This is a genomic window from Atopomonas sediminilitoris (genome assembly GCF_022601735.1).
Taxonomy (GTDB): domain Bacteria; phylum Pseudomonadota; class Gammaproteobacteria; order Pseudomonadales; family Pseudomonadaceae; genus Atopomonas; species Atopomonas sediminilitoris.
Map to the genome: position 1 here is coordinate 111,642 of NZ_JAKUMM010000003.1, position 21,841 is coordinate 133,482.

Consider the following 21,841-nt stretch of genomic DNA (forward strand, 5'->3'; position numbering starts at 1 on the left):
CGCGGCATAATCAAAGCGGTGCCATTGCAAGGCACCGCTTTGTTGTTTTTGCGCCGAGCTCAAGGCTTAAAGTAACTGCTAAAAAACGGCGCCAACGCGGTATCAAAGGTATCCAGCGAGTATTCCATTTCTGCCGCCTGCACCGCCAACAACACCAGCGCGTTGGCCGGCGCGTCGTGACTCGCTGCGCCGCGTAAACGTTCGGCCAAACCACGATTGACCTCCCGCAAAGCATGCATGGTATCAATCAGCAGGGTTAAATCGTGTTGCGCCGCAAGCCCCTTACGCCCGCGCAAGTACTGCCCCAACAGCACACTGCCGGCGGCCCGAAACAAGGTTTCTTCAAGACTGGCCAACGGCAGATGGAAAAACGCCATCGGCTTTAAGGGTGCTGTGTGCGGACAGCCGCTATAGCCGCCTAACAGGCCCATCAACGAGCCCAGCGCCCGCTGCAACGTCGTATTGACCACCATGCCACGGCCGTGATGCAGCACTTTCACCGTGACCTCAGTGAACGAATCATCGCCTCCGAGCAAGCGCAACGGCTCAATCAAACGCAGCGCATACGGGCAGTGTTCAACCTCGGCATTGTTCAGTGGGCAATTGCGACACTTGGCAAAGCTGAGGCGCGTCCACTCAGGTGGCGGCTCGCTTAAAGTAAGTTCCGGCGCCACTTTCAACGCCACACGCCGACCGCCTGCAAAGTCAAAGCGATAAAACACTTCGTCGCTATTCATTTTTCCTCACTTTACGCAGGCAGATAATCATCGCTGTTCTAGACTCGTTTTAGCAGAACCCAAACGAGTACGCCGAATGAATGCCACCACTGCCCAAGAAGGCTTGCTGGCCAGTGCCATGGACCACTTGGATGTGGGCCTCGTGCTGTTCACCCCCGATTACAAGATCCAATACGCCAACCAATACCTGCTCGAACAAAGCGGCAAACAAGCCGATGAGATTCTGCAGCACGCTTTAAGCACACTGCTGCCGGACTTGGAGCTAGACAGCCTAAAAAACAAAGTCGACGCCGCGCTACAGCAAAACAAGCGCCAAATGAGCACTTGGGGCAATCCAGACACCCTGCTCAACAGCGCCTTACTCTACCCACTGCAAGATCAACACAACCAGCCGCACCTGTGTTTAGTCTTGTACAACAGTGAGCTTGGCTATAACGCCGATGTGTACCTGCAAGAAGCGCTACGCGCCTTAGCCGGCAAGCACAATGAGCAATCGCAACTGAGTAACAAGCTCGAGCAAATTCATAAACAATTGGTGCAGTCGGAAAAAATGGCCGGCATTGGTCAGTTGGCCGCAGGGGTTGCCCATGAAATCAACAACCCCATCGGTTTTGTCTATTCCAACCTGCGCACCCTGACCGACTACGTCAAAAACCTACTGCAAATCATCGATAACGCCGCCGGCAGTAGCCAGCCTGATGCGCTTAAAAACCTGATGGATGAGCTGGATTACGAGTACATCCGTGATGACGTGACCTCACTGCTGGATGAATCCGAAGACGGCTTGCAGCGGGTCAAAAAGATTATTCAATCGCTTAAAGACTTCTCCCACATCGACGAAGAAGCGTTCCAGCCGGCTGATTTAATCCGTGGCCTGGAAACCACCCTTAACGTGGTGCACAACGAAATCAAATACAAAGCCGAGGTGGTGAAAGAGTTCCAAGACTTACCACCGATCGACTGCATCGCCTCGCAAGTCAATCAAGTCGCGATGAATCTGCTGGTCAACGCAGCCCATGCCATTGAGGAGTTCGGCACCATTCACTTACGCGCCGGCATTGAGGGCGAGCAAGCCTGGTTTGAAGTCCAAGACACTGGCAAAGGCATTCAGCCACAGCATCTCTCACGCATCTTTGACCCCTTCTTTACCACCAAGCCGATTGGCAAAGGCACAGGGCTTGGGCTATCGCTGTCATACACCATTATTGAAAAACACCACGGTCATATTGAAGTCGACAGCACACCCGGCGTGGGGACGCGGTTTCGCGTGTGGTTGCCGATTAAACAGGCCGAGGTTGCCGAGCAGGAGAACCCGGCATGAGTGAAACCGCCCTCATGGAGGCAGTCACCCCTCGGGTGCTGCTAGTGGACGATGAAGTAGGCATTCTCAATAGCCTGCGCCGCTTACTGCGGCACGAGAACTTTGAAGTCCTTACCGCCGAAAGCGCTGAGGCAGCCTTGGAGATTCTTGAGCAAAACCCCGTTGAACTCATCATCAGCGATGCGCGCATGCCCGGCATGGATGGCGCCACCTTACTGGCCAAGGTGTGGGAGAAATGGCCCAAAACCATCCGCATCCTGCTCACCGGCTTTGCCGACTTAAACACCACCGTCAAAGCGATCAATGCCGGTCGCATTCATCGCTATATTTCCAAGCCTTGGGATGATGACGACCTCAAAGAAACCGTGCGCCAATGGCTACAATTTCAAACCGCCGATCGCGAGCGGCAGCGCCTAGAAAAACTCACCGAACAACAAAACCTAGAACTACAAAAGCTCAACAACCAGCTAGAAGCACGGGTTAAAGCACGCACCTCTGAGCTGGAGCAAACCGCCGACATGCTCGACTTGGCCTATATCGAGCTTAAACGCAGTTATGAAACCTGCGTTGAAGTGTTCTCCACCCTGCTCACCCAACGTTACCCCCTGACCAAACAAACCAACAAAGCCATCATTGCCTTGGCCCGACATATTGCCGAGGCCTTCAAACTGAGCGAGCTGGATCGCGAGCAACTGGTCATGGCCGCAGCACTGTACAACGTCGGCAAAGTGGGCTGGAACGACACACAGATCCATAAATCCGCTGAGGTGATGCTAAAAACCGAGCGGCCGGCCTATCAAAAATACCCAGCACAAGGCGAGTCGCTGCTGATGGCACTGGAGCCCATTCAAGAGGCCACCAAGCTCATCGGCCTGCATCAAGAACGCTGGGACGGCAGCGGCTTTCCCGGCGGCCTCACCCATGACGCCATCCCCCACATGGCGCGCATTCTTAAAATCATTGTCGATTTCGTTGAGCTGCAATGCGGCCTATTGATGGAGCGCGTACTGAGCCGCGATGAGGCCTTGGTCTTTTTACGCAAATACGCCAACCGCTGGTACGACCCGGGCTGGATCGAACGCATCGTGCCCTACCTTGAGCGCGAAGCGCCCGACCTGCTGGAGCTCAATCCCAACCTGCGCGCCATGACCACCGCCCAAGTCAAACCGGGCATGGAGCTGGCCCACAACCTTTACGCGGCCAGCGGTATCTTGCTGTTAAACAAAGGCAAATTACTGTCACAACCCTTGATTGAAAAACTCTGCGCCTATGAAGGCTCAGAAAAAGCGCGCTATACCTTATTTGTAAAAATCAGCGAAGCCGCCCCGCGCGAGGCCACGTCATGATCAAGCTGCTTATCGTCGATGACGAGCCCAACATTCTCAGCGCCCTGACCCGCGTGCTGCACAAAAGGCCCTGGCAAATCACCACCTGCGAACGCCCAGAAAAAGCCCTAGAACTGATGACTCAGCAGGCCTTTGATTTAGTCCTCAGCGACTACCGCATGCCCAATATCGACGGCATTACGCTGTTGCAGTTTGTTCGCCAACGACAACCCGAAGCCATGCGTCTACTGCTCACCGGTCACGGCGACCGCGAGGCCCTGATCAAAGCCATCAATCAAGCGGAAATTTTCCGCTTTCTCAGCAAGCCTTGGGATGACTACGAGCTGCTGACCGCATTAGACACCGCCTTAGAGCTACTCACCCTGCGCCGCGAGCAAAAGCGCATGGTCGAGCAACTGCAACTGCAACACGACTTGCTCCTGCGCCAACGCCAAGCCCAAGAACAGTTGCGCGAGCAGCACCCCGCCTTATTTGAGGTCATGCGCAACGAAGACGGCGCGATCGTCCTCGATGAGTGGGAAACCATCGACCATCACGGGTTTACCTAAATGTTTGCCCGCCTAGGCAAAATTCACTGGCCTATGGTGGCGCAGGCTTACCTGCATGCACTGGCGTATACCTGTTTAGGCTTAGCGGTCGCCGCATGGCTGATCATCGCCTTTGCCCAGCAAACACCTGCCATTCTTAGCCCTGCGACGGCGACTGCAATCAGCTTACTGGCGCTGTGCAACTGGCCGCATCACCAAGTGCAGCAACGTGGCGCTTGGTTGCTGGCAGCCACCGTATTGCCATGGTGGTGGCTGCAAAGCAGTCAACTCTGGCTAAGTACCGCCAGTGGCTTGCTGCTTAGCTTGGCCTTACTCAGTGTGGATCGTTTTTTAGCGCGCTATGAGTCACTGAACAAACTGCGACTGTGCCTTGGCCTGCTCAGCATGGCGATTAGTCTTGTTCTACTGAGCCTGGGCCTCATCCGCGACAAACTGCTAATCGACAGCAACATCAACATCTCAACCGCCACCCTAGGCCTCATCCTCTTAGCGCTTTCTGGATTGGCCATCATGGCCCGTGTTGGGCTTGCCGAAGGCAAAAATTCATTTCAATGGACTGCCGCCATTCTGGCATTGACCTTAGGTGGCACGATGCTGTGGGCCGCCCAGTTTTCACATAGCCACCAACTATTGCAGCAACAGTGGCAAGATCGCAGCAAAGACATCGAGCAAACACTTGAACAGGCGCTACGCGGCAGTATGCGCCTCATCGAAATTCAAGCCCTGCATTGGCAAGACTATCCCAAGTCTGACAATCAAGCCTGGCAAGCCACTAACCAAAGCCTGCAAAGTAATTTACCCGAGCTTCAAGCCAGTTTTTTGCTCGGCTCTTTTGGTGAGCCACTGCTGCACTACCAAGCCCCTACGCGGGCAAAAGAGTCACTGCTTAACCAGCTACCCATGAATGATTTCAATGGCTGGTTACGCGCACTGCGTAATAGCAACACCGTCAGCGCAAGCCATGCCGTCAAAGGCAGTCAGGGCTGGGTGCAGGCGATCGGCTTTTACTTGCCGACAACGCAGCAATACCTGATCAACCTGATTGATTTACCGCGCTGGTTTGACAACCAATTAGCAGCGCAAGGCAAAACAAACCAACTCGAAATCTACGCCGGCCGTTACCTACTTTTCAGCAATAGCGCATCCCCCAACGACGCTAAGCTCCCCAGCCACACACTAAAATTGTCCTCCTCGTTAGACTGGCGTCTAGCCTTACAACCACGCAGCAAAAAGGTGAGCCAAGCACTGAGTGGCCATTTGCTGCTGATCTTCACCACCTTAGTGGCCACCCTCAGTGGCTTGGCCTTAAACCTGATGCACCTGAGCGCCTTGCGCACGCAAAAGCTTCAAGAGCAGCAGCGCGAGCTAGCCAATAGCCTGATCGAAAGTGAACACCTGCGCCAAACCAATCAGCAGATGATGGAGCAAAGCCTTGATGTGCTTTGCGCGCTGGATGAAAACTTATTAATCCGTTGGATCAGCCCAGCGATTGAGCGCTTATCAGGTCGCCAAGCCGACAAACTGCAAGGGCTTAACTTCCATGAAATGGTCTGGCCAGAAGACCGCGCTAGCTTTAATGGCGCGCTCAATACCGTCCGCCAAGGGCATTCACTGTTGGATTTGCGCCTACGCCTGTTGCACAACAGCGGCCGCGCCATCCCCACCCTGTGGTCGGTACGCTGGTCGCATCAAGAACACAGCTTCTTTGTGGTCGGGCGTGACATTCAAAGCCTGCAAGCCGCCGAGGACTTCCAGACCCAGCAGCGCGAAATTCTCAGCGAAATCAGCAGCGACAAGCCCGCGGCCCATATCCTGCATATGCTGATTGACCTGATCAACGAGCATGTACCCAGCACCTATGCGGTGTTCCATAAGATCGACAGCAATGACGAACTGACCCCCATTGCGCAAGCGCGTCTGCCTGAAAAAAGCGCGCAGCAGCTCAAACTTGATCAGACTGCCGACGAATGCGAAGCCCCTTTGCTGCTCACCCTGCAGCGCTGCCGCTCGCACCACAGTCGCCAAGCCAGCCCACAGTGGCAACAGCTGTTACGCCAATGCGGCCTGCGCGACAGCTTGTGTATACCGCTCATCAACTCACGGCATGAAGTGCTCGGCATCATGACCTTGTTGGTCGAAGTCGCCTCCAGCCTTGAAGCGCCCTTTGCCGAACGCTGGACGCTTGCCGCCAATCTGGCCACGATCACCCTCGAACGTGACCGGCAAAAGCACCAGCTGCAAATGAACGAGCAGTATTACCGCTCTTTGTTCGACAACCACCCTGACGCCGTGTTCTCCAGCGACTTACACGGTCGCGTTCTGGCCGCCAACTCGGCCGCCAGCGTGCTGATGCAAATCCCACGCGAACGCTTGCCAGGCCATTTGCTGGATGAGTTTGTCGCCCTGGATGACAAAACCACCATGCAGGCGCAATACCAGCGCGTGCTCAGCGGTGAACCACAACACCGCGAGATCGAATGGCTGGATGCCAAGCACAACCCTTGGATGGTGGATGCCACGCAACTGCCCATTCACGTCGATGGTGCTTGTGCCGGCGTGTTCAACATCGTGCGCAATATCACCTTGGCGAAAAACGCCGAGCACCACCTCAAGCTCAGCCAACGGGCGCTGGAGGCTTGCTCCAACGGTATTGTCATCAGTGACGCCCGACTGCCCGACCAGCCCGTGGTGTACGTCAACAGCGCCTTTACCCGCATCACCGGCTATGAAAGTGAAGAAATCCTCGGCCGTAACTGCAACTTTCTGCAAAAAAACGTGCAGCGCAGTAAACAAGTCGATCAACTCAGCGCCGCGATTAAGGCCGGCGAGAGTATCCATGTGGTTATCGAAAACCGGCGAAAAGACGGCGAGCTATTCTGGAACGACCTGCAAATCGAACCAGTACGCGACGACAAAGGCGTACTCACCCACTTTGTCGGCGTGCAAACCGATGTCACCGAGCAAAAGCATTACGAAAAAGAATTGGCCTTTCACGCCAGCCACGACCGCTTAACCGCCCTGCCCAATCGCGCATTGTTGGAAGATCGCCTCACCCAAGCGGTGCACCGTGCGCAGCGCCGGCAAGGCTTGATGGCCGTGCTGTTTATCGACCTGGATGAGTTCAAACCCATCAACGACACCTTTGGCCACGCCGTCGGCGATGAAGTGCTGATGGAAATTGCCGAGCGTCTACGCTGTGAAGTCCGCAATGAAGACACGCTGGCGCGCATGGGCGGTGACGAATACGTCATTCTGTTGCCCGAACTGGATAACGAGCAACAAGCCATTCAGATTGCCGAACGCATTATCGCTAGCGTTGACCTGCCCATCCTGCATCACGACCTGACCATGCACGTAACGTGCAGTATCGGCATCAGTTTCACCGTCGATGGCAAGCTCGATCAACCCTTGCAGCTGCTACAACAAGCGGACATGGCCATGTACCGCGCCAAACAAAATGGCCGTAATACCTATGATATTTACACCCAAGACTTGGACGAAAGCGTCAGCGCCCGTCTTACCCTGCGCAGTGAGCTGCGCAAAGCGCTAGAAAATGATCAATTCACCCTGCACTACCAGCCGCAAATTGATGGCCGCACCGGCCGCATTAGCGGCCTTGAAGCGCTCATCCGCTGGAATCATCCAGAGCTGGGCATGGTGCCCCCCAACGACTTCATTCCGTTGGCCGAAAGCAGCGGCCAAATTGTGCAAATCGGCGAGTGGGCCTTACGCACCGCGTGCACATTCAACCAAACCTTACTCAAGCGCAATTTATGCGACTGCCCAGTGGCCGTGAACTTGTCCCCCGCACAGTTACGCCGCCAACCGTTTGCCGAGCTGGTCGAAAGTGTCCTCAAGGAGACAGGCTTACCTGCTAATCGGCTGGAGCTGGAAATCACCGAATCGATCTTGATGCAGGACACCGAAAACAGCGTGGCCATCCTCAAACACTTGCACAAGCAAGGCGTGCGCATGGCCATTGATGACTTTGGCACCGGCTTTTCCAGCCTCAGTTACCTGAAAATATTGCCGCTGCATAAGGTCAAGATTGATAAATCGTTTGTGCATGAAATTATCCATAGCAGCCATGACGCCGCCATCACGCAAGCGATCATTGCCATGGCGCATCACTTATCCATGAACGTGATTGCCGAAGGGGTCGAAGAAGAAGGCCAATTTAACTTCCTGCTAAAAAGCCAGTGTGATGAGTTCCAAGGCTTCTTCTTCAGCAAACCTCTGCCTGAAGACAAGCTCATTGAATACCTGCAACAAAATCGCCAAGGCGTCAGCCTGCCCGAACAAGCGCAAGAAAAGGTCAACACCTTACTGCTGGTGGATGACGAGCCCAACATTCTGCGCTCGCTCACCCGCTTGCTGCGGCGCGATGGCTATCAAATTCTCACGGCTAACAGCGCACAGGAAGGTTTTGAATTACTGGCGCGCAACAACGTCCACGTGATCATCTCTGACCAGCGCATGCCAGGCATGAGTGGTACCGAGTTTTTACGCAAGGTCAAAGACATTCACCCGCACACCATTCGCATGGTGCTGTCTGGCTACACCGACTTATCCAGCGTGACCGAGGCGATTAACCAAGGCGCTATCTACAAGTACTTGGTTAAGCCATGGGAGGATGAAGCCCTGCGCGAAGTGATTCGCCAAGCCTTCCAGCAGTACGACTTGCAACTGCGCACCACCATGCGTCTACAGTCTGCGCTGTCGACGCACTCCTAGTTAACTAGCGACGACCTTTCAGCGAGCCCAACAAGCCGCGCACCAGCTCGCGGCCTAAGCGATTAGCCAGTTGTCGCACGGTACTTTTAACCACCTGACTGGCTAACGCGCCCAATACGCCACCGGCCACAGCGCCTAAGCCACTGCCGTCCTCCTTACTGGCCGTCGCGGCAGGCTTTGAGGTGCTTTCATCGTTGGCTTGTTTGGCCCGCGCCAACAACAACTCATACGCCGACTCACGATCAAACGCCTTGGCGTAACGCGCCTGCAAAGCGCTGCTCTGAATCACTTGCTGACGCTCAGTTGCGGTTAATGGGCCGATTTGCGACGCAGGCGGGGCAATCAGCACCCGCTGCACCATCGCCGGAGTGCCTTTGTCTTCTAAGGTGCCAACCAGCGCCTCACCAATACCCAGCTCGGTCAGCACGGCTTGGCTGTCAAACGCAGGATTGGCACGAAACCCTTCCGCCACCGCACGCAAAGCCTTTTGCTCACGCACAGTAAAGGCGCGTAAACCATGCTGCACACGCAAACCTAACTGCGCCAAAATGGCATCGGGCAAATCAGCCGGTGATTGGGTGACAAAAAACACGCAAACACCCTTGGAGCGAATCAGCCGCACCACTTGCTCCAAGCGCTCTTGCAAGGCTTTGGGGGTGTCTTTGAACAACAGGTGCGCCTCATCAAAAAACAACGCCAATACCGGCTTATCGGCATCGCCACGCTCGGGTAGCTGTTCAAACAGCTCAGCCAATAACCACAATAAAAAACTGGCGTAGACGCGCGGTGCTTCGTGTACCAAACGCGTGGCATCGAGCAAATGCACCATGCCTTGGCCGCTGCTGTCAGGGCGCAAAATATCTTCTAGCGCCAGTGCCGGCTCACCAAACAAGGCCTCAGCACCTTGCTGTTCTAAAATCGCCAACTTACGCAGTAGCGCTTGCACACTGACGGGCGCCAGCAAAGCGCGATCATCACCCAACGCATCTGGGTTCTCGCGCAGCCAATTCAGTAAAGACTTTAAGTCCTTCAAATCCAGCAGTAGCAGGCCTTCGCTGTCAGCCACTTTGAACGCCGCATACAGGGCGGCTTGTTGACTATCGGTCAGCTCAAGCAAGTTACCCAACAACAACGGCCCCATTTCACTGAGTGTGGTGCGCAGTGGTAAACCTTGCTCACCGTGCACATCCCACAAGGTTAATGGCGCAGCCTGTGGAGCAAACTGCAGCCACGGCATGCTGGCGATGCGCTCAGCCACCTTACCTTTAGGGGCAGCTGGCTGCCCTAAGCCGGAGAGATCACCCTTAATATCGGCGGCAAACACACTGACGCCCGCTTCACTAAAGCTCTGCGCTAGGCGTTGCAACGTCACGGTTTTGCCAGTGCCCGTCGCACCCGCCACTAAACCGTGTCGATTACATAGCCGCCATGCTTGGCCAATCACTTCTCGGTCTAGCGTTTGCCCAAGATATAGCTGCTCTGCACTCATAATCCCTACCTATTCACTGGATGACACGATCGTGGCTTTGCCGAAACCCCATGACAATAGCGCAAAATCACCGTTAAAAATTACGCTTTTCCCCGCGTTAGCTACTGCCGCCAAGCACAACAAAAGGTATGCTTGGCGTCGCCCATTACAAATACAATCACGGGAGATCAACATGCTTTCACGCTTGTTGCTTGCAGCTAGTCTGATGTTTAGCTCGTTTTTGGCTCAAGCCAACGAATACCCTTGGAACACCCTGCGCGAAGGCTACGAAGCCCGCAACCAAGTAATCTTGGTTGGCTATCAAGAGGGTGACCAAACGGCCTATCAAAATATGCTGACGCGGGTGAACCGCATCCCCAGCAATCTGCCCGCCGCAGCGCAGGCCGCTTGGCAAAAGATGCAGCAATACGCGCAAACCATCGACCCAGACGCCGGTTTTATTGATCTGTATACCGTGATCGATTTCGATAAGGCCTTACAGGAATATCGCGCTGCGCTGGGCGACGCCGAGCTCGCCCCTACTGCGTTATCACCCGCCGCGCGCTTACAACGCTGGCAGGCGCAGTTAGAACTGCTCACAGGCCAGTACGTAGCCCGCGCCACTTCTGCCAGTGGCGATGGTTACCAAACAGAGCTCAGCAAATCACTGCCACCGCTCAATGTGTTTGTGGATGAAATGGATGTCGAGTTCAAAGCCCTGCAAGGCATCTTTGCTCAAGATGCCGCCATGCAAGCCAAACTCAAAGACGTTAACAAGCAGTGGTCTTACATCAAAAAGCCAGTCGGCGACCTTAACGCGCGTTCGGTGGTGTTTGTGGTAACGCGGGTGGTGGATAAGATTCAGCGGGACTTGTCGCAGTAACCCCAGTCAGCGCCTGCCACAGCTCAGCGGCACCTGAAAACTCGGTGCCGCTCTGCTCGTTCAATGCATCAGGGTCAAAACGCCGCGTGCAGCCCTCGCCCAAAGTAGCCGGCATACCGGCAGCGCCTCGCGTTAGCGCCTCACCCGCACTCATACTCAGTGCAGCTCGGTATATTCTTCAGGGCGCATGAACTTGCCCTGGTTGTCATGCTGAGCAAACTCTTTGACCGCGCGCAACACATCACAACGACTAATCTGCCCGACAAGCTGACCGTGCTCCACCACCGGCAAGCGACGACGACGATTACGCGTAAACAGCTCGGCCGCTTCAATAATGTCGGCTTCGGGGCTGATAACTTCTAGCTCGCGCGTCATGTACGCGGCCACATTGCCGCCCACCTCTTCGTAGTAAGCGCCAGACAAAATGCCGCGCAAGCAATCACCCTCTGACAGCATGCCCAGCAGGTGACCTTGTTCATCCACCACTGGCGTGCCAGAAATACGGTGCTTGAGGAACACTTCAATCGCGGCAAAAAGCTCTGTTTCAGGCTTCACCGTGATCAAATTGCTAGTCATATAGTCACGCACTTTTATCGACTTAAGCATGCTTCTACCCTCCAATGGCCAATGTTTCACAATCAGCCTAGCAATGGTGGATTGGACACCGGCAAAACTTAATCGAACACGACCGTTTTGTTGCCGTGCACCAGCACCCTGTCTTCTAAGTGATAGCGCAAGCCGCGCGCTAACACCATTTTTTCGCCATCTTTCCCGCGTCTAACCATATCTTCAACGCTGTCGCGGTGACTGACGCGAATCAAGTCCTGTTCAATAATAGGACCTGCATCCAGCTCTTCTGTTACATAGTGGCACGTCGCGCCGATCAATTTAACGCCACGCTGATAGGCTTGGTGGTAGGGCTTCGCGCCGACAAAGGAAGGCAAAAAGCTGTGATGGATATTGATCACCTTGTGCCGTAAGCGCTCGCACAGCGAAGGCGGCAGGATCTGCATGTAGCGCGCCAGCACTAAGGCGTCCGCCTGATACTGCTCGATCAAACGCTCTACCTCAGCAAAGGCGGGCTGCTTATCTTGTGGATCAACCGGAACATGGTGATAGGGAATGCCATGCCACTCCACCATGCCGCGCAAATCATCGTGATTAGCGATCACACAGGGTATCTCACAATCTAATTCACGGCTGTGCCAGCGGTGCAACAAGTCAGCCAAACAGTGCGATTCCCGTGAGGCCATTAACACCACACGCTTTTTAACCTCGGAGTCCGCCACGTGCCACTGCATCTCAAACTCACGTGCAATCGGCGCAAATGCCTGACGAAAACCATCCAGATCAAAGGGTAATGAGTCGGCCCGCAACTCATAACGCATAAAGAACCAACCACTGACTTGATCCGAGTGATGACTGGCTTCTGTAATCCAACCGTTATAAGTCGCCAAAAAACCACTGATTTTCGCCACAATGCCAACCCGATCTGGGCAAGCCGTTACTAGGCGATAAGTACGCATAATTAATCCTCACTCAAAACAGCGGTAGCAGACCACCTAAGCCTGCCACTAATTGCCGGCATTCTAACGCGATGCGCTTGCCGACGGCAGCCACACGTTACGCGCCAAGCAAAGAAAAACTGCAACAATGCAAAAGATGGTATTAAATAACTCATGACGGTTATTTACTTTGTCAATTTAACGCATAGAATTAACCCACCACCCTTACACCAGAAACACAGGAAATCTCATGTCTCTGCTAAGCCAATACCGTGAAAAGAAGCGTGCCGCTCAAGAACTGCAAGATGCGTTGCGCGCGCTTGAAAATGACAGCCAGCTGAAAAAAGAAATTGAATTCGAAGAAAAACTGCGTGGCCTGATGGGCGAATACAACAAATCGCTGGGCGATGTGTTGGAAATCCTTGACCCGAAAGGCTCTGCCAGCGGTAGCCGCGCCAAAGCCTCCGGCAGCAAGCGCAGCCGTAAATCCAAGCAGTACAAGAACCCGCACACCGGTGAAGTGATTGAAACCAAAGGTGGCAACCACAAAGTACTAAAAGCATGGAAAGCTCAATACGGCGGCGACGTTGTAGAAAGCTGGAGCACTGTTTTGGGTTAATCGCCCACTACACGCTTAAAAGCCGGCCTAGTGCCGGCTTTTTCATGCCTATCGACGGCAATCGCTCAGCTCAATTAAATGCCAATAACCTGCTTTAATCTGTGGTCTTAAACAGCGCCTTAAACCAAGTACTTATCCGCCTGCGCTTGAGCATAGGCGAGCCATGCCTCCTTAAGCGATTGCTGTGCGGGGCTCACATTGGCTTGAGCCCAACCTGCACGAAATGCCTCTAGAGCCCCCGACTGCTCTGCGGATCCATGTATAAAGCTCGCCACCCTTGCCTGCCACGCTGCGCGCTCTTCTGGCGTCAAAGCCTCGGGATAATTACGTGCTTTATAACGCGGTAACATCGCCGACAAACGCTCGTCATCAAAGGGCCAGTGCCGATTCGCTAAGCGCTGCGCGTCTGCCTCACGCACCTGCTGGCTTAAACCACGATCACGATTGCCCAAAAAACCTTGATACAACGCCTGCTCAGGATCGCGAGCATTAAATTCATCGTCGCCCGCATAAATGCCAGCCATTTTGTCAGCCAGTATTGCTCCGGCAGCCTGCTGTAATTGGTGTGCTTGCGCGTGTATATGGTCCATATCCAAATTTAGCCGCGCAATGTCTTGCTCACGCAGCACACTCATCGGCGCCAGCACAGGGCAACGATTGATATGCACCAATTTAAGCGGAATAGGCAGCTCACCCTCAGCCAAATCTACGCGACGGGTGTAGAGCCGCTGTTTAATCGCTTCAGCAGATAATTGCAGTAATGGACTGATATCACTCTGTAAATCAACCACCACCCAAGCATTGCTATTACTGGGGTGTCGGGCAATAGGCAGCACCACCGCCAAGTAATGACGTGCCGCAGAGAACCGCCCTGACACATGCACCACCGGTTTGAACAACTGCAATTGCTCAAGCGCTTTTTGTTTGCGGCGCAAGCCAAATAAATAGTCATACAATTTTGGCTGTGCTTGCTTGACCAAACGCGCCACGGCAATCGTGGCACGGACATCGGCTAACGCCTCATGCGCTTCACCGTGATTAATCCCGTTGGCAGCGGTCAGTAATTCCAAGCGCAAACTCACTTGCCCATCCTGTTCGGGCCAAACGATGCCCTCTGGGCGCAACGCATACGCACAGCGCAACATATCCAGCACATCCCAACGACTGTTATTACCTTGCCACTCTCGGGCATAGGGGTCATAAAAATTGCGCCAGTAGGTATAGCGCAGCATTTCATCGTCAAAACGCAGGTTATTAAAACCCACCACGCAGGTTTCTGGACGACTGACCTGAGCATGCAATTGCGCAATAAACTGCGCTTCTGCAATCCCTTTATCAGCCAACGTCTGTGGCGTAATACCCGTCACTAAACAAGCCTGCGGATGCGGCAAGCAATCTTCGGGCAGCTGACAATAAAGATTAATGGGCGGTTCAATCTCGTTGAGGTCCTCATCGGTGCGTACGCCCGCCACTTGTAATGGACGATCGGCACCGGGGCTAATCCCTGTGCTTTCAAAGTCATACCAAAACATTGAAGCGGCCATGCAGCCTCCAGCGCTATCGATGATTACTCGCCCGCTTGATTTAACAGGCACCAGCTTGTGAACTGCCCAGAGTGTACAGCGATTTAGGCTTGCGGCAGTCGCCAAGTCTCTCTAGCATCGGCGTCTTGAGCACGGATAGCCCACAGAAGAATAAGGCCTGAGCCACACTTGCCAATGACCCTACCTGCCGTACTGGACACCCGCTACCCACTGGAAACGCCCGAAGGCATTGACCTGCTATTGCAGCCGGCCGGCCCGATTCCACGCGCACTCGCCTACCTTATCGACCTGTGCATTCGCGGCTTAGTCATGCTGGCGTTCTCCATCGTGCTGATCTTTTTTGGCCGCCTTGGCATGGGCTTGTGGAGCATTTTGTTTTTCTTGCTCAGCTGGTGGTATCCCGTGCTGTTTGAAGTGCTGTGGCAAGGCCGCACACCGGGCAAGCATTACTTGGGGCTTCGTGTGGTACATGCCGACGGGACGCCGATCGGCTGGTCGGCGTCTTTGATTCGTAACCTGCTGCGCACCGTTGATATGCTGCCGCTGGTTTATTGCGCCGGCTTTATCAGCATGCTCAGCAACGCCCGCTTTCAACGCTTGGGTGATCTCGCAGCCAATACCCTTGTAACCTATCAAGAGCGCGCCTTAATCAACACGACGCATATCAGCGTCGCGCCGCAGCAGCCGCCCGTTGCGTTGGATCTAGAGGAGCAGCTGGCCATTCTGGACTATGCCGAGCGTCACCAGCAGCTCAGTGAAGAGCGTCGCCAAGAGTTGGCTGAGCTGCTGTGCAACAGCCTGCAAATTCCGCGCGCACAAGCACAAACGCAGCTGCTTGGCATGGCCAGCTACCTAAGGGGCCCGCAATGAAACAGCAGCAATTTGAAGCCCTGCGTCGCGCTGACTGGCAGCAATTCGAGCAACATCTAGAGCAACTCGAAGCACGCAGCAAGCACACGCGCAATCTTGACGACTTTCCCAAACGCTACCGCGCGCTGTGCCAAGACAAAGCCCTAGCGCAAAGCCGGGCCTACAGTAACGCCTTGGTTGAGCGCCTCGGCCAACTGGTCAGTCGCGGCCATCAGCAGTTGTACCGTCATCGCAGCCGCACTCTGAGCCGAGTTATTGGCTTTTTACTGGCTGAATTCCCCCGCGCCGTTCGACGGGAGTGGCGCGCCGTCGGGATTGCCAGCGCGTTTTTTTATGGCCCCGCGCTGTTGGTTGGCACCCTTATCTTCTTCTTCCCGGAATTGATTTATAGCCTGATGGATGCCGAACAAGTCCGCGGCATGGAACAAATGTACGACCCCAGCGCTCGCCGCTTTGGTGAAGGCGCACTGCGTGAAAGTGACAGCAACTGGGTGATGTTTGGCCACTACATCAGCAACAACATTGGCATTGGTTTTCGCACCTTTGCCACCGGCCTGTTATTGGGTATCGGCAGTTTATTTTTACTGTTGTTTAACGGCTTAGTGATTGGCGGGGTCGCGGGCTATCTCAGCCAATTGGGTTATGTCGAAACCTTTTTCGGCTTCGTCATCGCCCACGGCGCGTTTGAGCTGACCGCCATCACCCTGGCCGGCGCCGCCGGGCTTAAGCTTGGCTGGGCCCTCATCGCGCCCGGCGCTTTATCGCGCTTACAAGCCTTACAACAAGCCGCGCAGCAAAGCATGAGTCTGGTCTACGGGGTCATTCTGTTTTTGTTGATCGCCGCCTTTATTGAGGCGTTCTGGTCATCCATGAACTTAGCCTTCAGCACCAAGCTAATGGTCGGTGCAGTGATGTGGCTGTGGGTGGGCGCTTATTTGGGCTGGATGGGGCGCACGCATGCAACTCAATAACGCCCAAGTGGTGATTCGCCCGCGCAACCCGTGGGAAGCGGCCGACCTCGGCATCCACTTCGCCCGCCAACACGCAGGCCTATTACTCGGTAGCATGGCGATTCTATTGAGCGCATGGCTTGGGCTGCTGTCGATCGTGCTGTATGACTACCCCGGCATCGCCGGTTTGATCTTTTGGTGGTGTAAACCGCTTTATGACCGTTTGCCGCTGTTGATCGTCTCGCGCGCCTTGTTCAACGCTAAACCCACGCTCAAACAAAGCTTGCGTGAGCTACCACAGCAACTCAAAGCGCAATGGTTTGCCAGCCTAACCTGGCGGCGCTTTAGCCCCAGCCGTTCGTTTGATCTGCCCGTCACCCAGCTTGAAGGCCTCAACGGCCTACCACGCAAGCAGCGTTTACAAGTCTTGAGCTTGCGCAACAGCCAACCCGCCAGTGCACTGACCCTTGTCGGCTTTCACCTTGAGGCGGTGCTGCTGATTGGTTTGTTTGGCCTACTGTTTATGCTGTTGCCGCCTGAGGTTTACGCCAACTGGGACTGGCGCTTTGGCGACTGGCTGGACGATGAGAGCGAAGCTCACTGGCTCGACCACCTAAGCAACTGGGTGTATGCCCTAGTACTGGTGGTGTGGGAGCCTATCTACGTCGCTTGCGGCTTTACTCTGTACCTTAACCGCCGCACGGAGCTTGAAGCGTGGGATACCGAACTTAGCTTCCGGCGCTTGACCGAGCGTCTGCAGCGGGCAGCTCCGCTGGCGTTAATGGTCTTCGCGCTGCTGCTGCCTTTGAGCTACAGCCCATCCAGCCAGGCCGCCGCCCTGTGCTTACCCCCTTCCCTCAACAGCACGCCCAAAGCCGAGCGACTACTAAGCCAAACGCTGACCAGCCCAGCGGCGCAAACCAGCATCCAGAGCATTCTTGCCGACAAGCCCTTTAGCAATAAACGCATCGAACACGAACTGAAATGGGGCGAAGACCAGCCCAAACCCAAAAGCAAAGAAGAGCGCGGCACCCCTTGGTGGCTTAAATACCTTATCGAAAGCTGGAAGCACACCAGCGGTATCGCCTATGTCGCCGAAGTCGTGCTGTGGCTGCTCGTCTTGACCCTGCTCGGCTGGTTGCTCTGGCATTACCGTCGCTGGCTGGGCGAGTTTGTTGGCCGCTTGCAAAACATCCAGCGTCCGCAACGACAACGCCCGAGCACCTTATTTGGTCTTGAGTTAGACAGCCAAAGCCTGCCCGCTGACATTGCCGGCAGCGCACTAGCCCTCTGGAACAGCGACCCACGCCAAGCGCTGAGCTTGCTCTACCGTGGCTTACTGGTGCACTTGCTGGATCAACACCAAGTGCCGATTAAAAGCTCACATACCGAAAACGAAGTACTGGGCCTGCTCGATCAGCAACAATTGCCTGCCCTGTACCGCTATAGCCAACACGTAACCCAGCACTGGATTAACCTTGCCTACGGCCATCGTCTACCGGCAGATCGCGTTATCCAACAGCTTTGCCAAGCTTGGCGCACCCTCGAAGCACGCCAAGCCGGCGCTAGCAGTGCCACCCCGCGCGAGGCTCACGCATGAGCCGACAACAGCGCCTGATTCTATTGCTTGTGCTCTTGGCCGCCTGCGGTCTGCTCTGGTTCGCCAGCAGCAAAATGCACTTAGTGGAAAAAACTGTCGACGATGGTTTCAGCAGCGAAGCGCGGCGCAACCCTTACTTGGCCGCCGAACACTTTCTGCGCAATCAAGGCATTGAGCTGACCAAACCAGAAAGCCCTGAAAAACTGCTGAAACAGCGCGACAACCTTGGCAAAACCTGGCTGTATCTGGCACCACGCCGGCACATGAGCCCACGACAAGCGGCGGACTTAGCTGCCTGGGTCAAACACGGCGGGCACTTGGTGGTGCAAGCCGAACAGTTCTGTAATAAAGACAAAAAAACCTGCGGCGATCTGCTGCTGGATCCGCTCGGCATACAGCTCACTTTTGCCCGCGATGACGATGACGATGACGATGAAAAAGAGCCAAAGAACAACCGCCAAGACGACGCCATTAAGGCCGACGTCGAGCCAGCGCCGACCGATGTATCGACCGTAAGCAACCCCGCGACGATCAGTGCAACCGCCCAGCAAAGCGATGCTGGCGATCACCTAGAAAAAGACGATGACACCACGCTAGAGCAACTCGCCGAAGACAATAAAAGCCCGCAAGAGCCGTTTGCCGATCTCACCAAGCTGTACTTAGAAAACGAAGAACATCCGGCTTATATCGACTTCCAAGAGTGGCGCGTGCTGACCGACAGCCAAAATCTTGCCCCTGCTTGGGCGAGCAGCGCCGACGGCATTCATCTGCTGCAACTGCCGCTCGGCGATGGCTTGCTGACCGTTGTGTCAGACGCAGATATCTGGACCAACCGGCAAATTGGCAAGCTCGATAATGCTTGGTTCCTGTGGTATCTCAGCCAAGACTCGCAAGTATGGCTAACCCAAGATGCCGACTGGCCCAGCTTGTTCAGCCTGCTGCTTAAGCACTACCCGCTCACCTTGCTATTGACGGCCATGCTCAGCGCACTGCTGATCTGGCAGCATCTGCTGCGCAGCGGGCCTAAGCGTATCTTGGCGCGTGAGCAGCGCCGCGAGCTGCGAGAGCATCTGGCCGCCAGCGCTGACTTTTTACGTCGTCAAAGCGGCTTACGCGGCTTGCTGCGCTTACTCAAACAAGATGTGATGCAACGCGCCAGCCTGCACCTGCCCAACCTTGAACACACCGCCCACGCCCAGCAGTGCCAACAACTGTCACAACTGACCCAACTCAGCGCTGAAGACGTGCGCTTGGCGCTGGCACTGCCCACCGAAAAACAACTGCGCGTGCGCACCTTTATTTTGCAAACCCAGCGCCTGCAGCGCCTGAGGAACCGACTATGAGCGAAACCGCCAAGCCCACCGCCAAGCCCGCCGCAACACCACGGCAAAAAGCCCACCAGTTGCTGCAAGCCGTACGCGGTGAAATCAACAAAGCCCTGATCGGCCAACAAGCTGTTGTCGATGACGTGCTCTGCGCCCTACTGGCTGGCGGTCACGTGCTGATTGAAGGCGTACCCGGCTTAGGCAAAACCTTGCTGGTCCGCGCCTTAGCCCGTGTGTTTGGCGGTGACTTCTCGCGCATTCAGTTCACCCCTGACTTGATGCCCAGCGACGTCACCGGCCATGCCGTGTACGACCTCAAATCCGAAGCCTTCCACCTGCGTAAAGGCCCAGTATTTACTCACCTACTGCTGGCCGATGAAATCAACCGTGCGCCAGCCAAAACCCAAGCGGCTCTCCTTGAGGTCATGCAAGAGCGCCAAGTGACTCTGGAAGGCGAAGCCCTGCCAGTGCCGCAACCGTTCATGGTTTTGGCCACGCAAAACCCCATCGAGCAAGAGGGCACTTATCCGCTCCCCGAAGCGGAGCTCGACCGCTTTATGCTAAAACTCGCGATCGACTACCCGGAGGCCGCCGACGAAGTCAACTTGGTGCGCCAAGTGACCCGCTCGGCCCAAGCTGACGCCTTGGAAGTCAGCCAGCTGCGCACTTTGCTGCAGCCCAAAGATGTGCAAATCCTGCAAAAAATAACCAGCGAATTGCCAGTCGATGAACAAGTGCTCGACTACGCCGTACGCTTGGCACGCGCCACCCGCACCTGGCCCGGTTTATTGCTTGGCGCAGGGCCACGTGCCTCGATTGCGTTGGTGCGCTGCGGTCGCGCCCATGCCATGTTGCGTGGCGGCGAATTCGTCACCCCAGATGACATCAAAGCCTGTGCGGCAGCGGTATTGCGCCACCGGGTACGCTTGTCGGCAGAGCTGGAAATCGCCGGTCAAAACCTTGAACACGTCATCGCCCAACTGCTCGAACAGGTGGATGCCCCGCGTCTATGAGACCCACCGCTCGCCTAATCGCCCTATGCGCCGCGTTACTGGCTTTAAGCGTGCTCACCAGCAGCTTGCCACTGCTGGGCATTGCCTGGCCGCCGCTGCTCAATAGCTTATTACTGGCCTTGTGCGTTGCCGCTTTGCTGGTGGTTGCCAGTGACGCATGGCTGAGCCTGCGCCAGCCAAACCCGCGCATCAGTCGCGATTTACCGGGACAGCTGCCTTTGGGGCGAGCCAGCAGCCTGCAGCTGACGATTCATCACGACTCCCCGCGCGCGATCACCGTCGAGCTGTTCGACCATCTGCCCGATCTGTTAAGCAGTGACGATTTACCGCTCACGGTGCCACTTGAGCCCGGTCGCTATTCTCAAGCGCAGTACACCGTCACCCCCATTCGCCGTGGTGCCTGTGGGTTTAGCCTGTGCGAACTGCGCCTCCCTAGCTTGCTGGGTTTTTGGCAGCTCAAATGCCTATTACCGGTGCCGGGCCACAGCAAGGTCTACCCAGACTTTGCCCGTGTGTTTAATGCCGAGCTGACTTCTCAAGATTTGTGGCTTGGCCAGTTGGGCGTGCGCCAGCGACAACGCCGCGGCCTAGGCTTGGACTTTCATCAGCTGCGCGAATACCGCGAAAGCGACACCGTGCGCCAAATCGATTGGAAAGCCACCGCCCGCAAACGCAGTTTGATTGCCCGCGAATACCAAGATGAGCGCGACCAGCAGATTATCTTTTTACTCGATTGCGGCCGGCGCATGCGCAGCCAAGACGGCGATTTCAGCCACTTTGATCACGCCCTTAACGCCCTGCTGCTATTGACCCACGTCGCGTTGCGCCAAGGTGACGCCGTCGGTGTGCAAACCTTTGCCAGCGACCAAACAACGTTTATTCCCGCCGCCAAAGGCCACCCGCAACTGATGCAAATCATGAATGCGGTGTACGACTTACACAGCTCACTGCAACCGGCCGACTATATCGCCGCCTGTGAAGCGCTGCTAAAACGGCAAAAACGCCGCGCGTTAGTGATTGTGCTGAGTAATTTGCGGGACGAAAGTGATGATGAACTCCTGCCCGCGCTGCGCCGGCTGAGTCGTCAGCATCGCGTATTGGTCACCAGCCTGCGCGAAGCCGCCTTGGATGACAGCCTGCACAGTCACTTAGAAACATACGAAGCGAGTTTGGACTATTGCGGCGCGGTCAGTTATCGCCAATCTCGCGAACTACTGCACACACGATTACGCCACCAGAACATCAATCTACTGGACGTGCGGCCTCAGGTACTCGGCCCACAATTGATCAGCGAATATCTAGCCATGAAGCGCGCTGGGGCTTTGTAAGCCAGTGCAGAAAGCCAGCGCACGCTCGTCAGACCAGCACCGCGTGCGGA

The 21,841-nt window shown here is 55.5% G+C and carries 17 protein-coding genes; 12 read left to right on the forward strand and 5 right to left on the reverse strand.

Annotated elements, in window-relative coordinates; genetic code table 11:
- Positions 1-59: 59 nt before the first annotated feature.
- Positions 60-737, reverse strand: coding sequence for a DUF6901 family protein (locus MKI83_RS05210; protein ID WP_241583831.1), 678 nt, complete (start codon positions 735-737; stop codon positions 60-62).
- 76 nt (positions 738-813) lie between these two features.
- Here MKI83_RS05210 and MKI83_RS05215 point away from each other — a divergent pair, with 76 nt between their 5' ends.
- The 4 genes from MKI83_RS05215 to MKI83_RS05230 are packed head-to-tail and all read left to right on the forward strand — an operon-like array spanning position 814 to position 8,686.
- On the forward strand, positions 814-2,058 hold the full coding sequence (locus MKI83_RS05215; protein ID WP_241583832.1) for an ATP-binding protein: 1,245 nt from the start codon (positions 814-816) through the stop codon (positions 2,056-2,058).
- Positions 2,055-3,404, forward strand: coding sequence for a response regulator c-di-GMP phosphodiesterase, NosR family (gene nosR, locus MKI83_RS05220; protein WP_241583833.1), 1,350 nt, complete (start codon positions 2,055-2,057; stop codon positions 3,402-3,404). The genes MKI83_RS05215 and nosR overlap by 4 nt, the downstream gene beginning before the upstream one ends.
- Positions 3,401-3,952, forward strand: coding sequence for a response regulator (locus MKI83_RS05225; protein ID WP_241583834.1), 552 nt, complete (start codon positions 3,401-3,403; stop codon positions 3,950-3,952). The genes nosR and MKI83_RS05225 overlap by 4 nt, the downstream gene beginning before the upstream one ends.
- Entirely contained in the window at positions 3,953-8,686 is a 4,734-nt protein-coding gene (locus tag MKI83_RS05230) for an EAL domain-containing protein (RefSeq protein WP_241583835.1), read from the forward strand.
- Positions 8,687-8,690: 4 nt separating this feature from the next.
- On the opposite strand, the gene MKI83_RS05235 is transcribed toward MKI83_RS05230, so the two are convergent.
- Positions 8,691-10,175 carry a helicase HerA-like domain-containing protein gene (locus tag MKI83_RS05235; protein WP_241583836.1) on the reverse strand — a complete coding sequence of 495 codons (1,485 nt, stop codon included), beginning with the start codon at positions 10,173-10,175 and terminating at the stop codon, positions 8,691-8,693.
- 172 nt (positions 10,176-10,347) lie between these two features.
- Here MKI83_RS05235 and MKI83_RS05240 point away from each other — a divergent pair, with 172 nt between their 5' ends.
- Positions 10,348-11,037, forward strand: a complete 690-nt coding sequence (locus tag MKI83_RS05240) for a hypothetical protein (RefSeq protein ID WP_241583837.1) — start codon at positions 10,348-10,350, stop codon at positions 11,035-11,037.
- A gap of 156 nt (positions 11,038-11,193) precedes the next feature.
- On the opposite strand, the gene MKI83_RS05250 is transcribed toward MKI83_RS05240, so the two are convergent.
- Both MKI83_RS05250 and purU read right to left on the reverse strand, forming a co-directional pair.
- Complete coding sequence (locus tag MKI83_RS05250; protein WP_241583839.1) at positions 11,194-11,643, reverse strand: CBS domain-containing protein; 450 nt, start codon at positions 11,641-11,643, stop codon at positions 11,194-11,196.
- Positions 11,644-11,711: 68 nt separating this feature from the next.
- A complete protein-coding gene (purU, locus tag MKI83_RS05255; protein ID WP_241583840.1) occupies positions 11,712-12,563 on the reverse strand; it encodes a formyltetrahydrofolate deformylase in 852 nt (283 codons plus the stop codon).
- 229 nt (positions 12,564-12,792) lie between these two features.
- Here purU and MKI83_RS05260 point away from each other — a divergent pair, with 229 nt between their 5' ends.
- Positions 12,793-13,161: a histone-like nucleoid-structuring protein, MvaT/MvaU family gene (locus MKI83_RS05260; RefSeq protein ID WP_241583841.1), complete on the forward strand. Its 369-nt coding sequence runs from the start codon at positions 12,793-12,795 to the stop codon at positions 13,159-13,161.
- A 119-nt stretch (positions 13,162-13,280) separates the two neighbouring features.
- On the opposite strand, the gene sbcB is transcribed toward MKI83_RS05260, so the two are convergent.
- Entirely contained in the window at positions 13,281-14,705 is a 1,425-nt protein-coding gene (gene sbcB / locus MKI83_RS05265) for an exodeoxyribonuclease I (RefSeq protein ID WP_241583842.1), read from the reverse strand.
- A 174-nt stretch (positions 14,706-14,879) separates the two neighbouring features.
- Between sbcB and MKI83_RS05270 the strand changes: the two genes are divergently transcribed.
- Genes MKI83_RS05270 through MKI83_RS05295 form a run of 6 tightly spaced genes read left to right on the forward strand, consistent with a single transcriptional unit; the run spans position 14,880 to position 21,791 of the window.
- Positions 14,880-15,575: an RDD family protein gene (locus tag MKI83_RS05270; protein WP_241583843.1), complete on the forward strand. Its 696-nt coding sequence runs from the start codon at positions 14,880-14,882 to the stop codon at positions 15,573-15,575.
- Positions 15,572-16,546, forward strand: coding sequence for a stage II sporulation protein M (locus MKI83_RS05275; RefSeq protein WP_241583844.1), 975 nt, complete (start codon positions 15,572-15,574; stop codon positions 16,544-16,546). The genes MKI83_RS05270 and MKI83_RS05275 overlap by 4 nt, the downstream gene beginning before the upstream one ends.
- A complete protein-coding gene (locus MKI83_RS05280) occupies positions 16,533-18,125 on the forward strand; it encodes a DUF4129 domain-containing protein (protein ID WP_241583845.1) in 1,593 nt (530 codons plus the stop codon). The genes MKI83_RS05275 and MKI83_RS05280 overlap by 14 nt, the downstream gene beginning before the upstream one ends.
- Positions 18,122-19,468, forward strand: coding sequence for a DUF4350 domain-containing protein (locus MKI83_RS05285; RefSeq protein WP_241583846.1), 1,347 nt, complete (start codon positions 18,122-18,124; stop codon positions 19,466-19,468). The genes MKI83_RS05280 and MKI83_RS05285 overlap by 4 nt, the downstream gene beginning before the upstream one ends.
- On the forward strand, positions 19,465-20,463 hold the full coding sequence (locus tag MKI83_RS05290; protein WP_241583847.1) for an AAA family ATPase: 999 nt from the start codon (positions 19,465-19,467) through the stop codon (positions 20,461-20,463). Before MKI83_RS05285 ends, MKI83_RS05290 begins: the two co-directional genes overlap by 4 nt.
- Complete coding sequence (locus tag MKI83_RS05295; protein WP_241583848.1) at positions 20,460-21,791, forward strand: DUF58 domain-containing protein; 1,332 nt, start codon at positions 20,460-20,462, stop codon at positions 21,789-21,791. The genes MKI83_RS05290 and MKI83_RS05295 overlap by 4 nt, the downstream gene beginning before the upstream one ends.
- The last annotated feature ends 50 nt before the right edge of the window (positions 21,792-21,841 follow it).